Annotated in this window: 9 protein-coding genes; 8 read left to right on the top strand and 1 reads right to left on the bottom strand. The window is 53.2% G+C overall.

The genetic code is table 11. The features are described from left to right. From PV433_RS04010 to PV433_RS03985, 6 genes are all read left to right on the top strand, one after another. Nucleotides 1-2,454: a hypothetical protein gene (locus tag PV433_RS04010; protein WP_332070912.1), complete on the top strand. Its 2,454-nt coding sequence runs from the start codon at nucleotides 1-3 to the stop codon at nucleotides 2,452-2,454. A 354-nt stretch (nucleotides 2,455-2,808) separates the two neighbouring features. Beyond that, on the top strand, nucleotides 2,809-3,999 hold the full coding sequence (locus tag PV433_RS04005; protein ID WP_332070911.1) for a DUF6807 family protein: 1,191 nt from the start codon (nucleotides 2,809-2,811) through the stop codon (nucleotides 3,997-3,999). A gap of 506 nt (nucleotides 4,000-4,505) precedes the next feature. Further along, nucleotides 4,506-4,760 (top strand): tail fiber domain-containing protein, encoded by a 255-nt coding sequence (locus PV433_RS04000; RefSeq protein ID WP_442951473.1) that lies wholly within the window; start codon nucleotides 4,506-4,508, stop codon nucleotides 4,758-4,760. A 590-nt stretch (nucleotides 4,761-5,350) separates the two neighbouring features. Next, a complete protein-coding gene (locus PV433_RS03995; protein ID WP_332070908.1) occupies nucleotides 5,351-8,545 on the top strand; it encodes a carbohydrate binding domain-containing protein in 3,195 nt (1,064 codons plus the stop codon). Nucleotides 8,546-8,703: 158 nt separating this feature from the next. Beyond that, entirely contained in the window at nucleotides 8,704-9,591 is an 888-nt protein-coding gene (locus tag PV433_RS03990) for an AraC family transcriptional regulator (protein WP_332070907.1), read from the top strand. A 110-nt stretch (nucleotides 9,592-9,701) separates the two neighbouring features. Continuing rightward, on the top strand, nucleotides 9,702-10,991 hold the full coding sequence (locus tag PV433_RS03985) for an ABC transporter substrate-binding protein (RefSeq protein WP_332070906.1): 1,290 nt from the start codon (nucleotides 9,702-9,704) through the stop codon (nucleotides 10,989-10,991). A 78-nt stretch (nucleotides 10,992-11,069) separates the two neighbouring features. On the opposite strand, the gene PV433_RS03980 is transcribed toward PV433_RS03985, so the two are convergent. Beyond that, nucleotides 11,070-11,990, bottom strand: a complete 921-nt coding sequence (locus tag PV433_RS03980) for an AraC family transcriptional regulator (RefSeq protein WP_332070905.1) — start codon at nucleotides 11,988-11,990, stop codon at nucleotides 11,070-11,072. A 228-nt stretch (nucleotides 11,991-12,218) separates the two neighbouring features. On the opposite strand from PV433_RS03980, the gene PV433_RS03975 reads away from it, so the two are divergent. Together PV433_RS03975 and PV433_RS03970 are read left to right on the top strand one after the other, a co-directional pair. Beyond that, entirely contained in the window at nucleotides 12,219-13,814 is a 1,596-nt protein-coding gene (locus tag PV433_RS03975) for a LamG-like jellyroll fold domain-containing protein (protein WP_332070904.1), read from the top strand. A gap of 617 nt (nucleotides 13,815-14,431) precedes the next feature. Next, the gene (locus PV433_RS03970; protein ID WP_332070903.1) at nucleotides 14,432-14,983 is read left to right on the top strand and encodes a helix-turn-helix domain-containing protein; all 552 of its coding nucleotides are present in this window, start codon (nucleotides 14,432-14,434) and stop codon (nucleotides 14,981-14,983) included. The last annotated feature ends 16 nt before the right edge of the window (nucleotides 14,984-14,999 follow it).

The raw sequence follows: 14,999 nt of genomic DNA, 5'->3' as shown, positions 1-14,999 counted from the left end.
ATGAGTGATCGGATATGCAACGGAGTCGAAGTCGCAGATATGTCGCAGGCAAAAATTTTCGCGCCCGTCCCCATGCAGGAACGGGGTGCGCTGGCCGTCCGGATTTTGATCGAAGAGATTGAAAAAAGAACGGGAATACGGATTATGGCGGATAGCGCCCGGCCAGACGATACGTCGCCGCTGATCGTCGTCCGGTATGCTGGCCGGGACGGCGGATCGGAAAACCGCGCCGCGGACGGTCTGCCCGTCCCCGGGCGGGAAGGCTTCCGAATTTATACGGACGACGGGCCGAAGTTGACGATTGTAGTGGAAGGCGCCGACGACCGGGGTGTACTGTACGGCGTCGGCAAGCTGCTGCGTCTGCTCTATTTGAGCGAATCGAAAATCGAGGCTCCCGTCTCCGTCCGATTAAGCGAAACGCCGCACTTCCCTTTGCGCGGGCACCAGCTCGGCTACCGGCCGAAGACGAACGCCTACGACGCCTGGACACCGGAGATTTATGCCCAGTACATCCGCGAGCTGGCGCTGTTCGGCGCGAACAGCATCGAGATTATGCCGCCGATTACCGATGACGAACGAACGGGGCCGCTGATGAAGTACGATCCGCTGTTTATGATGCAGCATGTGTCCGAGGTATGCGATTCGATGGACCTTGATGTGTGGGTCTGGTACCCGAATATGGGCGCCGAGGATAACTGGTATCCCGCCTCGGGGAACGACGAGGCGTTCATGAAACCGGAATATTTGCGGAAGCAGCTCGCGGAGCGGGACGAAATTTTCCGCTCGATGAAGCGGCTGGATCATATTTTTGTGCCGGGCGGAGATCCGGGTGCGCTGGGCGCTCAAGACTTATTCGATTTTATGGCGATGGAAGCGGAGGTGCTGCGGAAATACCATCCGCAAGCCAAGATGTGGGTATCCCCGCAGGCGTTCAATCCGACGGACGAGTGGCTGGACACGTTCTTCGCGAATGTGCGGAAGGAACCGGTATGGCTGGCGGGCGTTGTTTTTGGCCCCTGGGAGAAACATTCGCTGCCCGAGCTGCGCAAGCTCGTTCCGCAAAGCCTGGCGATTCGCAGCTACCCCGACATTACGCACAATCTCAGCTGCCAGTATCCGGTGCATAATTGGGATACGGCGTTCGCCATCACCCTCGGAAGGGAATGCATCAACCCAAGACCGGAAGAGCAAAAGCATATTCACAACTTTAACAAGAACGGCGGGATTGTCGGTTCGCTCAGCTATTCGGAGGGCATCAACGACGACGTCAACAAATTTATTTGGAGCGATCAGGACTGGTCGCCGGACACCCCGGTCGTGCAGACGTTGAAAGAATACGCCCGGTTGTTTATCGGTCCCGCTTTCGAGGATGGCGTTGCCTATGGGTTACTGGCACTGGAACGTAATTTGCGCGGCCCGATCGGGCTGAACCGGCAAATCCCGCTGACGCTCAAGCACTGGATGGAGATGGAGGCGGCGGCGGACGACAAGGTGCGCGGCAATTACCGGTTCGAGCAGGGGCTGTTACGGGCTTATTACGATGCTTACATTCAACGAAGATGGATTCATGAAACCGAGCTTGAGCGGCAGGCTATGGATCTTTTGACAAGGGCGGGCGAATGGGGAACGATGCGGTCGATGGCGGCGGCAGAGGAGGCGCTTCGCCAAAAGGAGTGCGAGCCCGTAGGCATCGGATACAAACGGAAATGCGACGAGCTGGCCGACCGGCTGTTCGAGCATATCGGCGCTCAGTTGACCGTCGGGAAGCATAAGGCCATCGGAGTCCTCCGGGGCGCCTTTATGGACTGCATCGATACCCCGCTGAACGATATGGCATTTCTGCTCGATGCCTTTCATTTGATCCGGCAAATGCCGGAGGAGGAGGAGCGGCTTGCCGCCCTGCAGAGGATCGTCGACCGCACGAATCCGGGAATCGGCGGATTTTACGATCATTTCGGTGCCCACTCATCGCTGGCGAGGGTGGACATCGCCCATGCCTGGGAAGACGATCCCGGTTATTTGGAAACGGCGATCGTCAGGCACAATCCGGCTCTGATTGTCGAAGCGCATTCGGAGCTGACCGGAAGCGATACGTATACCCGCCTATGCCGGGAAACGCTGCATAAAATATTGCCGGGGCTGACCCATCCGCCGCTGGCGTGGGTCTCGAGCCTATCCTCGTACTACTCGGCGCCGGTGAAGGTCGTCTACGATCATTTGGACTGCCGCGCTTCCTATACAGTGAAGGTGATGGGGCTTTGGAGCGGCAAGGTGCGGATGCGGATCAACGGCAAGTACGCAGACGATACCGGGGTGAACGATCGCGGACTGCTGGATGAATTTACCGTTCCTCCCGACATGATTCCGGAAGGAAGAATGGAGATCGTCTGGGCGAACGAAGAAGCGGGCAGCGCCCCCTTCATCCACGAGCTGTGGGTCATGCGGAAATCGTAAGCGGGTCTGCCGTTGTCGCTTCCGATTATGGCTACGGATCTTAGTGTTTATGCCATTAATATTTTATATCATTAATATTTTACGCCGTTAACATCTGGAGCGCATATCTGAGGCCGCTCCTTTACTTGCAGGTAAGCGCCTGCATCTGATTCAAGTCATACTGTATCAGCTCGTACTGGATTCGAAGTCGAGCAATGGGGGCGGGCAAGCGGCAGTCATTTTCTGCGGGATGTTCCCGATCTTGCCTGTGTAACCGTTCACCTGGCGCTTTTCACGAAAGGCTTGCTGCCCGGCTCCTTGAAAGGGTAGGGGGAACGCAAAACTTGATCATCTATCGGCAAAGGAGGGTTTGACTTGAGCAAGACTTTTGTGCTGCCAGTTGAGGTATATATCGGTCCGATTGAACGGGTGAATGGGATCGTATCGCTGCAGGTTGATTGCGACAATCTCATCTGGCACGCAGGGTACAATGGGAAGCTGAATCCTGCTTCAGTGACCGTTACGGACATGCGAACTGGAAATTCAGTCCGATCCCAGCTGTCTCCGGGCGGAATTACTTGGTTGATGGAGGGAAAATCAGAGGCCGGGGATGTGCGGCTTTACGAGATTAGATTCGATACGGAGCAACCGCGTGAAGGCAAGTTGAACTCGAAAGATCTCGTTATTCTTACGGATTTCGGTACTGAACTGGTCGCAACGATCAATGAGACCGAGTTATGCAGGTACAAATACCGAGAAGTATGGAAACCTTTCTTCCATCCAGTCCATGGGCCGGATGGAATTGTTACGAGGGGAGAGGTGTTCGACAACGAGGGTCATCCTTTCCATCACGGGATCTGGATGGCTTACGGGACGATGGAAGCGGAAGGAACGAATATGTGGTCGGAATCGGGGCTTGTCCAGCCGAGAAGGGGAATGACGGGCCGTATGGAGCATGAGACATTCGAACTGATTCGCTATGGCCGGGTATTTGCCGAATTTCGCGAGAGGCTCATTTATCGGAAGCCGGATGGCTATCCGTTCGCACGGGAGCATAGGTCGGTCCGCATTTATAGGCCGGATGCAAATACGCAGTACATAGACTGGCAGGTTAGATTGGAAGAGCCGGATGACAAGGGACCGCGTACGATGACGTTCTCGGCACGAGTAGCTCCCAGCATGAGGGTTCGCGATCTGAGTAATCGTACGCCAGAGCACCCGATGGGCATTCCGCTGCAGAATCCAGGTCGAATCGCCAAGGGAGAGGGCTGGGCGGATTTCTCAGGTCCTGTCGAACGGGGTTGGAATGGTCTGGCCTTATTCGACCATCCGGATAATCCGGACTATCCGAAGGAGCCCTTCGCGAACGAGTACGGAACTTTCACCGGATTGGGCAGACCTTATCCTGTGAGCTCAGCGGCCCGCGGCGGAGTTGCAGAGCTGCGATACAGAGCGTATATCCATGCCGGAGATGCAGATGAAGGCCGGGTAGCGCAAGTCATGATGGAATACACTCATCCTGCGGTAGCCGTTGCTGGTAAATTGCAAATTATCGACAGAAACTAGCTGGATCGGTCGAGGGAAAAGTCATTTCGTAATTTATTGATCCCCACATAAGACATGATTGTACAGAGCAAAGAAGCCTTCAAGCCCACTTTGAGAGTGGTTTCGAAGGCTTTTTGGTGCTGCATTTGGGATTGGCCTATTAGTCGGTACCCTCTTGGGACAGCCCCTTGCCTTTTGTTCACATAATAAATTTTATGTAATCATTTGTCCACCCCGCGTTGGACCGTTCAGGCCGCTCGCACTTATCGGGGCAGCGAGGCGTTCGACTGTGGGGATATGCCGCACGCATCCAGATTTTGGCGAATGGATAGGGGGCATCGCGCTTGGCGGACGCGCCCTCGAACAAGCATTGTTGCGCAAAGTGGTATACTATGAGCACAGATGCCTTACCGAAGAAAGCGAGGTTGCCACATGCGCTTCATCAGCCTGCGGACCAAATTAATAGCGGCTTCGCTGTGCTTCGTGCTGCTGCCGATTATCGGCATTGGCGCGTACGCCTATAACGAATTCGAAAACATATTGAGCGCGAAGATCGCCGAGGCGACGTCCGACCGGCTGCTGCAGGTGAACCGCAATATCGTGCAAGAGCTGACGATGATGGTGAACGCTTCCGCTGGCACATTGGCGTCATCGCCCAGGACATTCAAGCAGCGTTCGAGCGTCACGGCATCGATGCGTTTGCGGAGCATTTGAATTTCTATGCAAATACACCTAAATATGAATTTTTTTATAATGCAAATAATACTAATACAGATGGATAACTCGGCGTAAAACATTGATTCGCGTTTAAATCAAAGGGTTCGCGCGAATACTTATTCACAAAACTTGGATTTTGTACATATGTATATAAATTGCTTTTAACCCCTATATGACTAGTCTTTATATTTGGTGTCATACACGTCGGGTATGGGTGGAAGATTAGATGAAGGCCTCTACATAATGTAGGGGCTTTTCTTTTGGTTCCGTCAAATCCTTTTTTCAGGCATGGAATTCCTGATCTTGTTCCTCAAACTATATATTGGCGATATTCTCTTATCTTGGGTGGGAACGTATTGGCCGAAAACGACATGGATTTGTCTGAAATGCCGATCGTAGGCAAAAATGCGCTTGTGCTACGATGAAGTGGCCCGGGAGTATTTAGCCGTGAGGAGGGAGGGAAACGGGAAAGCCGCTTCGCAAAAATGAATGCGTTTTCTAAAAGTTGGGAGGGAAAGGCATGAAGGATGGCTTGCGGGTTATGGGCATCTGGAGGGAAAGACGGGTTTTCCTATTGTGGTTTGTATGCTCCCTTGCATTATGGATATGGATAGTCTCGCCGGCACCGGCGGCAGCTGAGGGAGGGGGTGAGAACTTGCTTATTAACGGCGATTTTGAACAGCAGGGAACGATCCCGGCCGGATGGAGCGCGTTCGAGGGCTGGACCAATCCGGAGCTGTCGGTTTCCGCAGCAGGAGCATACTCCGGCACGGCCGGGCTTCGGATAACTACAGCGGTTGGCAACCGCAATCCTTGGGTGAGACAAGTCGTCCAGATTGAAGAAAAAACGGAGTACAAGCTGGCTGCATGGATGAGAGGCGCCGGTGTTCAAGGAACCGGAGCAGGATTCAAGCTGGAATTTTACAAGGGCAATGCCGTCACGTCTGCGAATAATTTGAATTTCGATCAGACCTTTATTACCGCTCCAAGCGAGCTGACGGGCGACTGGGAATACCATGAGTACGGGTTTACCGCGCCGGAAGAGGCGGCATGGGTGGTCGTATATGCCCGTTTGTACGGCACGGGGACTCTGGATGTGGATGAAATCTCGTTCACATTAGAACGGGAACGTAGTAGAATTGATTTGGAAACGGATAGCATTTTTTACTATACCGGGATGGCCTCCGGCACGGTGAAGGCCGACTTTTACCTGCATCAGGGAGACCCGGCCAGATATCGGGTAGAAGCGAACATAACGCCGGAAGCCGGGGGAACGCCTGTTGCGGTGTCGGACGCGACCTATACCGATCAACCGCTGACGATGACCTTCAATCCCGGTCTTCTCGTCAAGCAGCAACCGTATCGCGTTGTTGTCCGGCTGCTGGATGACGGCCAGCAGGAAGTAGCGCGGGAGACGGAGCGCATTTTTCGCTTTGACCGACCGTCTATGTTGAGGGAAGACGGTACGCTGCTGGTGGACAACGAGCCGTTTTTTCCCGTCATGGCCTATCATGTCGCGCTGCGGGACTATCCGTATGTAGGTGAAGCGGGAGTTAATGTCGTGCAGGGCAATGGAACCAATAACAGGGAGCAATTGCAAGCGATGCTGGATGCTGCCCTTCAAAACGGAATCAGACTGGCGGTTCCGCTCTATTACCAGATGAAGGTGCAGGAAAACATGGAGCTGATCGAGACATTCGTCACGGAATTCCGGAATCATCCTGCTCTGTTCGCCTGGATGGTGATGGATGAGCCTGCGCTAAACCATAAGACAAAAGAAGAACTGGTGGAAGCTTACCGGCTTGTGCGGACGCTCGACCCGGTTCACCCCGTCTACATGGTCGAAGCGCTCCCCGGTTCATACTCGTTTACCGAGAAATTGACCGATATATTTGCGACAGACGTGTACCCGATTCCCCGAAACCCGATTTCCATCGTAGGGGAACGCGTAGCGTTGGCCAAACAATTGGCAGGAGAGCACCAGCCGGTGATGAACGTGATGCAGGCGATGTACAATCCGCCGAACTGGCCGGTTTTGACCACGATCGAGCAGGTCCGGAATATGATTTATCAGAGCCTGGCGAGCGGCGCGCAAGGAATGGGATATTATTCATTCAACGAAAACGGATTTGTGCTCCGGAATTCGGCACTATGGCCGGGACTTGTCGGCATACGGCAAGAGATTGAACGAATCGGCGAGATCGTAACGTCCATGGAAGTCGCAGATTCCGGCCAGGCTGCGGATATGCAGTGGCGTCTCTGGCAAGACGGCGGGGAATATTATGCGGCTGTGGTCAACACGGGCAGCACCAGCGGTGAAGCGACGATCCCGCTTGCGGGGAGCGGTTATGAAGCGGTCTTGCTGTATGGGGACACCTATAAGGAAACGGTGAATACCGGAGATTCCTTAACCGTCACCCTGGAACCGCTGCAGGCGCTGCTTTACCGGGTGACGCCTTTCACGACTATGGCCGGCCGGGCGCGCAGCGAGCTGGCGAGCCTGTCTTCGTGGTCGAATGATTTGGATTGGCAGGATGCAATCGACCGTCTGGATGAAACGCTTCAGGAACTGCTGGACGAGCTTGCGGCATCGCCGACAACGTTGGATGCGGTTAAGACCGCGGCGTTGGATGGTCTGGACGAAGTGGACGAGCTCCTCGATTGGCTCGGCGTGCACGCTTCCGGAGCTGCGGGGACTATTCAGGAAAGGCTCGAACAATTGCGTCTGGAGCTGGGAACGATAGCCGGTGCTTCTGCTGCATTTATGATGGAGTTGAACGAAGAGCGCATCATCGGCCAGTCCGTGGTGAACGCGGTGTATGCGTCTGTTGCCAATAACGGAATGCAAGCGCTTCAGCAAATGGAGGTGTCGATTGCGTTCCCGGAATCGTTCGGTTTGATGCCGCTGGAGCAAGCTCTGCCTTCCATCGGAGCCAATCAGCAGGCTTCCGCAGTGTTGCCGTTTACGCTGACGCATACGCCGCTAGCAGCGGATTACCGATTGAACGCCGCTGTTTCGTTCGTATACGCCGATCGCCCGGGAACGCGGGTTGTCATGCAGCGAAGCGCTGTTTATCCGCTCGTCGACATGGTGGACGGCCAATTGTCGCCATCCGCTCTGACCATGCAGGCGGGCAAGAGTTATTCGAGCACCTTGCGCCTGGAAAATCGGGTGGCAGATTTCCTGCCCCTTTCTCTGGAGGCACATCTCCCGCCCGAATGGACGATTACCTTGCCGCAACAGGTCGAGATTGCCGGACATGAGGTGCTGAATCTCCCCTTTGACGTGCACGTCCCGCCCGGTGTGACCGATCAGGTATACACGGCGCAGATCCGCTTAAGCAGCGGCGAGACGTTCATTCGGTCACTGCCGCTGCTCCTGGAGGTCAATCACAATTTGCTGCCGAATCCCGGATTCGAGGCGGCCAACCTGCAGGGCAACGGACCGGCGGACTGGACGCTTCGGCAGGGAATATGGTCGGAGGATTCCCGCTCCGGTTTATATGCCGCCGCTCTGCAGCCCGATCCCGGAAACAACTGGAACGTGATCAACTCGGCGCTTATTCCGGTCGAAGACGGTTTCCGTTATGTATGGAGCGGCTGGGTAAAAAACGAATCCGATCAGGGGAGTGTAGCTGTGGGAATCCGGGAGAGCTACGCCAACGGGGCGTCATCGATCCGTTATGTATGGTCGTCAGTACCTTGCTCGGAGGAGTGGGCGTTTTACAGCGGTGTAGTGGAGCCGAGTCCGGCAGCGCAGCATATTCAATTGTATTTGATGAGCGACACGGGTACGAACGGAACGGCTTGGTTTGACGACTGGTATATTCGGGCCATTCCGGCACACTGATTGCCAGCAGGCCGGAGACAACGGCAGGATGGTAGGCAAGGCGACGGAGAACCTGTACCGGCGGGTCCGGGGCGGGTTCTTCGTCCTGCATAACCGGAATTCGAAAGGCGCTCGTCCTGCGGCGGTCAGGAGGACAAGACTGATACAAGGAGTGGATCATGCTGCGCAGGAAATCGCTGAAACTTTATGACCACCCGGATGACTTTCCTTTTTGGATCCAGATCAATCGGCATAATACGGCAGATCTTCCGGACCTTCACTTGCACGAGTTTGTCGAAATGGTGTTTGTCATGGAAGGAAGCGGCGAGCATTTGTTCCAGGACATTCGCTACGGAATCCACGAGGGGGACATTTTTATTATTAATCCTGGCGAGGCGCACGGCTATTCGTTAAAAGCAGGCGAGGAGCTTGTCGTCATTAATTGCTTGTTCGAGATGAGCCTGATTCCGATGAGGCTGCTGATGGAGCTGCGGGCGATGTGGTCGATGGATTTTTATTATGTCCAGCCGTTTCTGGATGAGAAGGCCCGGTTCCATCACAAGCTGAATCTTCGCGGGTCGGACGCCGCCGCCGTGACGGCGGTGCTTAAAGATCTGATGCAGGAATTGCACCAGCAGCGGGAAGGGTATCGCCTCCTGATTCAGATCAAGATGGTTCAATTGTTCGTGCTGCTGTCCCGGTTTTATCAAGAGAGGCATATTTTCGGAGACAACCTGTCGACCGGAGAAATTTTGGTGCAGCGGGTGTGCGGCTATATTGAGCGCCATGCGAACGTGAAGCTCAGCATGACATTTCTGGGCAACTTGTTTCATATTAGTCAACGCCAGCTGAACCGTTATTTCAACCGTTATGTCGGTTGCAGTCCGATTGAATATATTCATAAAACGCGAATCGAAAAAGCCAAACGTTTGCTGGCCGATACCGATAAGACCATAGCGGCCATATCGGAAGCGGTCGGTTATGAAGACGCTTCCTTTTTCAGCAAGCTGTTTACAAGGAAAACCGGGTTCTCCCCCGGAAATTACCGAATCAAATTCCGAAGTTGACTGAAATGAACAGCGCTATGGCCGTTTCGCCGATGGCAGCCGGGAAGCCGGGCGCCTATACTGAGGACATACCCGCAGATCCTATTGAAATGTTGAAGGGGGCAGTCCTTATGAGAATCGGCTGGAAAGAGACAGGGATTTTGCTAAGCGTGTCCATGTTGGCGAGTGCTTGCGGAAAAACCGCAGGGGAGACGGAAAAGACGGTGTTGCCGCCGGAGGAACCAAAACCGGCCGTGATCCGCCTGCTTCAGGACGGAGCTACGATGACCGAAGAGGAATTTCAGACCTTGGTGCAGGCTCCGCTCAAAGCCAAGTATCCGCATCTGACCGTGGAGCTGCAGATCAATACGAAAAGCGATGAAGGCTTGCAGCAGCTCGTTACGGGAGGGAATTTCCCCGAACTGATCCTGACTTCGTTTTCCCGGATCGCCATTCACCGCGAAATGGCTACATCAACCGATTTGACTCCGTTGGTCAAACAAAGCGGCATGGATTTGAACCGGTTTGATTCGGTCCCGCTGGACACGGTGCGAAAATACAGCAAGCCGGGAGAGCTGTCCGCCATCCCGTTTTCGCTGAATTTTCTGGCTACTTTTTACAACAAGGATCTGTTCGACAATTTTGGCGTGCCTTATCCGCCGGACGGCATGACCTGGGATGATGCCCTGGAGACAGCCAAGCGGTTTTCCAGAACGACGGGAGGCGTTCAATACCGCGGGGCGATGATGACCGGCTTGTTCGATCTAAGCAGCCAGCTCACCTTGCCTTACTTCTCTCCGGAAACCAAGAAGGTCAGCATCAATACCGATGGCTGGAAACGGATGGTGAACCTGATCGCGCAGTTCCAACTCATCCCCGGCAATCGCGGAACGAATCTGGATCACTTTATGAAGGAGCAGAGTGTCGCGATGATGTTCAGCTACGATGCCAGATTTCATAATCTGGAGGCGGTGTATGGAACGCCGGCTGATTTCAATTGGGATGTGGCGCAATTGCCGTCATTTCCCGAACGTCCCAATGTAAGCGCAGGTTCGACCGGCCATTATTTGATGGTTTCTTCGCTGGGGGCGAACAAGCAGGACGCATTCCGGGTCATCGAGGTGCTGGTCGGCGCGGAAAACCAAAAGACGATGACTCAGCGGGGGCGATTTACATCGTTAAAAGATCCGGCCATCAAAGCGCTGTACGGGCAAAATCTTAAGAGCGTCCAAGGCAAAAATATTCAAGGCATTTTCAAAAGCAGCTTCGCTCCTCCGTTCGCCGGTACGATGCACGATACGAAAGTCAGACCGTATTTGCAAACGGCGCTTAACAAGGTGATCGAGGGACAGGCTGATGTGAACAGCGCGCTGCGCGAAGCCGAGGATACCGCAAACCGCGAATTGGTGTTGACTCCTTGAGGCGATTTCGGATCGTTCCAGCGAAGAACGATTCAGCTGAAGTCACCGTAAGGTGACTTTTTTGCTTTGTATCGATCGTTATTTAACCGGATGACTATCGTGCTTCTGTTTGGACAAGCTGCGAAATTGGTTGGCCGTTATCCCTTTCATTTCACGGAATACGCGGGCAAACGTGCGAAACGATTCAAACCCGACTTCCATAGCAATATCCGTTATGCTGATATTCGTATGCTGCAGCATATTATCAGCCGTTTCAATTCGCAGGTGATGGATATATTTCACAAAGGTGTGGCCGGTGTACTTTTTAAAAGACAAACTGATATAAGAGACACTGAGTTCGAACCGCTGTGCCAGATCTTCCAGGCTGAGCGGCTTCCGATAGTGGAGATGGACATAACGCAGAACGGGCCAAAACAGCTGTGTGCGTGCTGCCGACTTTCTGACTGCGACGAGCGGGTTCGGATCGGATTGCCGGCGGCTCGCGCTGCGGATGTAGTTCAGGATCGCTTCCGTAAGCTTGGTGCGGATCAGATGGCGGTGAATGGGAGTATCGGGTTCGCTGGAAATCTCTAATAAGAATTCGAAAATTTGTTTCATTTTCTCATTCTCAGCACCTTCGAAGTCCAGGAAGGAAGGCAAGTCGGTGCCGATGGAGTCAAGCAATCTGGAAAACTCGCTGTCCTCCTGTTGTCCGAATACCAATTGAATGTCAAACAGACAGCAGTATTTGGAAACGTGCTGGCCGGGCGCGCTTGAGATCGAGTGCATGTGATTGGGCAAAAGGAAAGAGACCGTACCTTGCCGCAGCAGATGACGGACGCCATTGATGGTTTCGTAACCGTTTCCACCTGTGAAGTACGATAGTTCCGCATAGTCGTGATAGTGCAGTTCGGTTCGTGAAACGTTCGTATGAAGGATGCCAAACCGTTCCTGCGTTTCCCGGAATCTCGGAATATCGTCGATGTCCCCCTGATACTCCAGATAAAATGTGTTATCCAAAAGAATCATCCTTATTCGCCAGTTTCACAGAGAGCATTTCCTTCATTAAACCTCACATCCATCAGACTGTAAACCTGAAATCAGGACCCGTTGAAACGGAAAATGGCAGTTGTTATCAAATTTTCGGCATGTGCTGCCGGTTTTCATGATTTAGGATAGAGGCAGGAGCAGGATGGAAGGATCATGTTCTCCGGAATACATCCAAATATTGTAGAAGGAATGATCGGGATGGAACAAAAAGGAACGAAAACAAGCAGAGCGCGTATCGGGTACTGGCCGTTGCGCGAGGACAGTTGGGATGCCTCGACGCATCAGCATCACGGGCAAGCGGTAGCCGTACATTTCCAGGACGGAGCCGTCTTCGACGGGGAGCAATCGGCCATTGTGCTGCCGGATTCGGAGTTGACGAATGGCGCCCATCCCTTCACCCTCTCCATGGAATTCGAAATTCATGATGAGAAAGGAACGCTTCCCGGAGGAATATGCAGCCGGTATGCGGAGGAGCAGATGGCCGGCTGGCATTTGTCCGTGCTGACGCAGGCAGGGGTCACTTCCACTCAACCGAACTGGCGGAACTTGCAGCTTGGCTGGAGCTTGCACGAATCGGCAGCAGAGCAGTGGCAGGATCGAGGCACCCCGGGCAACAGCCGTATGATTTGTACCTTATGCGTGTATGAGGGATGGCTGTATGCCGGAGTGTTCGATGATGCGCGCGACAACAAAGGCAGGGTATACAAACTGGGCGAGAATGACGAGTGGATCGACTGCGGCAATCCGGATGACAGTAATTCGGTATGGTCGTTAATCGAGTACAAAGGCAAGCTGTATGCGAGTACGATGCGTTACAAAGCGTCCGGCTCTGCTCTGCCGGAGTCGCCCAATATGGAGCCGGGCGGCAAAATTTACCGATATGAGGGCGGTCGTACGTGGTCGTTGTTCGCTGAGGTTCCCGGTTCAGATAGTGTTGCTTCGATGGTAGTTTATCAGGGCAAACTGATCGCGATGTCCTTTTATACTCCGGGCGTGTATGCTTATGATGAAACTGGGGGATGTGAGGATCTGGGTGCGCCAGGACCGGAAGGAAAGACGCGGACCATGACTTTGGCGACTTACCGGGAACGATTGTATATCGGTTGCAACGAGCTCCAAGGTGTGTACAGCCGCACGTTGGATGAAGACTGGGTGTATGAAGGAAAAGTAGAAAAATGCGATCAAGTTTATTGTTTTGCGGTGTACCATAACGACCTGCTGATGGGGGTCTGGCCGGAAGCGCGCATGCTGCGCTATGAGGGAGACAAACAATGGAGCAATTACGGGTTGATGGGATCTGAGCTGGAAGTGATGGGGATCTCCATGTTCAACGGCAAGCTGTACGGCGGTACATTGCCAGGCGGTCATGTATACCGCTATGCCGGAGATGGCGAATGGACGCTGTCCGGCGTCCTTGAACCGGAAAATCCGGACATTCGTTACCGCCGGGTATGGTCGATGGCTGTATATGGCGGCGAGCTTTATGCGGGCACATTGCCTGGCGGCAAAGTTTGGAGCTTGCGAAATGATCCGCTTGTGACACTGGATCGTTCTGTGACAGACGGGTGGCATCGCGCCGTGATCACTTATGATCTGGAGCGCATCTCTCTGTACCTGGATGGAGTACTTGTATCTTCGGCGCCGATTGACCCGGCGAAACTCAGTGAATTGGGCCGTACGCCGCTTGTGCTGGGCAAAGGGCCGCAATCCCATTTTTCAGGTAAAATTCGTGAAGTTGAGTTGTTTGATGCCGCCATATCCGCGCATGAAGCAGCAGACCTGCACCGCCAATAAAAACGATATGATCAAGATGAAGCAGCACAACAGAGACAGTGAATCGGAATCGCCGCTTACCGCTTGATTCAACCGAGCAAACGTATAAAAATGGAGGAACTCGACGCCTCCTGTGACCAAGTCTGCCCGTGCCGTTATGCGGGCAGGCTTTGCTGTGTTGCGCGTGATTCTACCCGCGCCGCACGTAGCGACATCGTTCGACTGCTCCGGACACGCTTTTGGAAAACATGTCCTGTTTGCTAATTGTGGGCAAAATTAAGTTTTGTTACGCTTTAGGGGACCGGTCAAGGAGGGGGATACGAATCACAGCAGAGAAAATTCATTTCCGACGGCATCCATCTTGAAAGCGCATTAAATTAATGTTCACTTTCTTCAACTAAAACCAAATTTGGAGGTGCAGCGACAAATGCGACTGGGGAAAGTTGAAAAACTTTGTATTCTAGGTGAACAAAGAAGGTTGCTGCGCTAGGCCGGTCACCCGATCCGTTTACGAATTAGATCGAAGGCGGTGCGGAGCTGTAACAAGATCGGGAATTACGGTCCAGTGAAATGGTTGAAATCGAAGAGGATTTGTTATATTATCATTATATAAAATGATAATGTTGGAGGTCCATGAAATGGCAAAAAAAGCGGATCTGCTGCTTCATCCGATCCGAATGCGGATTATCCAACAACTCATGCTGGGGAAACCGCTGACGGCCGCACAACTGTTGGTAGAGCTTGGCGATGTTCCACAAGCGACGTTGTATCGCCACATTCATCTGTTGATCGAAGCGGATATGATCGAAGTAGTTGATACGAACAACGTGAAAGGAACGGAAGAACGGGTATTTTCGGTGAAGAAAGATCATATACAGATTTCGGAAAAGGAATCCGAAGTCACTTCACAGGAAGATCATTTGCGGCATTTTTCCGCATTCCATGCTAATTTGCTTCAGCTTGCGACTTCGTATATTACGGAAAATCCCCCAAGCCAATACAAAGAGAATGGATTCGGATATTGGTTTGCGCCTATGCATTTGACGAATGACGAGTTTCAGGAGCTCATCGACTCGATTAATACCTACATCGAAAGAGCGATCCAGAACGAACCGACGCCCGAGCGCACTCCCCGTATGTTTGCAGGGATGTTTATTCCCCAGAAATCAAAAGGACAATCACACAAATAAGGAGGCGGATTCGATA

It is taken from the genome of Paenibacillus sp. GYB004 (genome assembly GCF_036577605.1).
GTDB classification, from domain to species: domain Bacteria; phylum Bacillota; class Bacilli; order Paenibacillales; family NBRC-103111; genus Paenibacillus_AB; species Paenibacillus_AB oceani.
The sequence above is the reverse complement of the archived record's forward strand: the minus strand, read 5'-3'. Positions and strand labels throughout refer to the sequence as shown.

What these genes read in the sequence shown, in the direction of transcription:
- PV433_RS03985 (WP_332070906.1), top strand. Translation starts at nt 9,702, where the DNA reads ATGAGAATCGGCTGGAAAGAGACAGGGATTTTGCTAAGCGTGTCCATG.
- PV433_RS03970 (WP_332070903.1), top strand. Translation starts at nt 14,432, where the DNA reads ATGGCAAAAAAAGCGGATCTGCTGCTTCATCCGATCCGAATGCGGATT.
- PV433_RS04010 (WP_332070912.1), top strand. Translation starts at nt 1, where the DNA reads ATGAGTGATCGGATATGCAACGGAGTCGAAGTCGCAGATATGTCGCAG.
- PV433_RS03975 (WP_332070904.1), top strand. Translation starts at nt 12,219, where the DNA reads ATGGAACAAAAAGGAACGAAAACAAGCAGAGCGCGTATCGGGTACTGG.
- PV433_RS03990 (WP_332070907.1), top strand. Translation starts at nt 8,704, where the DNA reads ATGCTGCGCAGGAAATCGCTGAAACTTTATGACCACCCGGATGACTTT.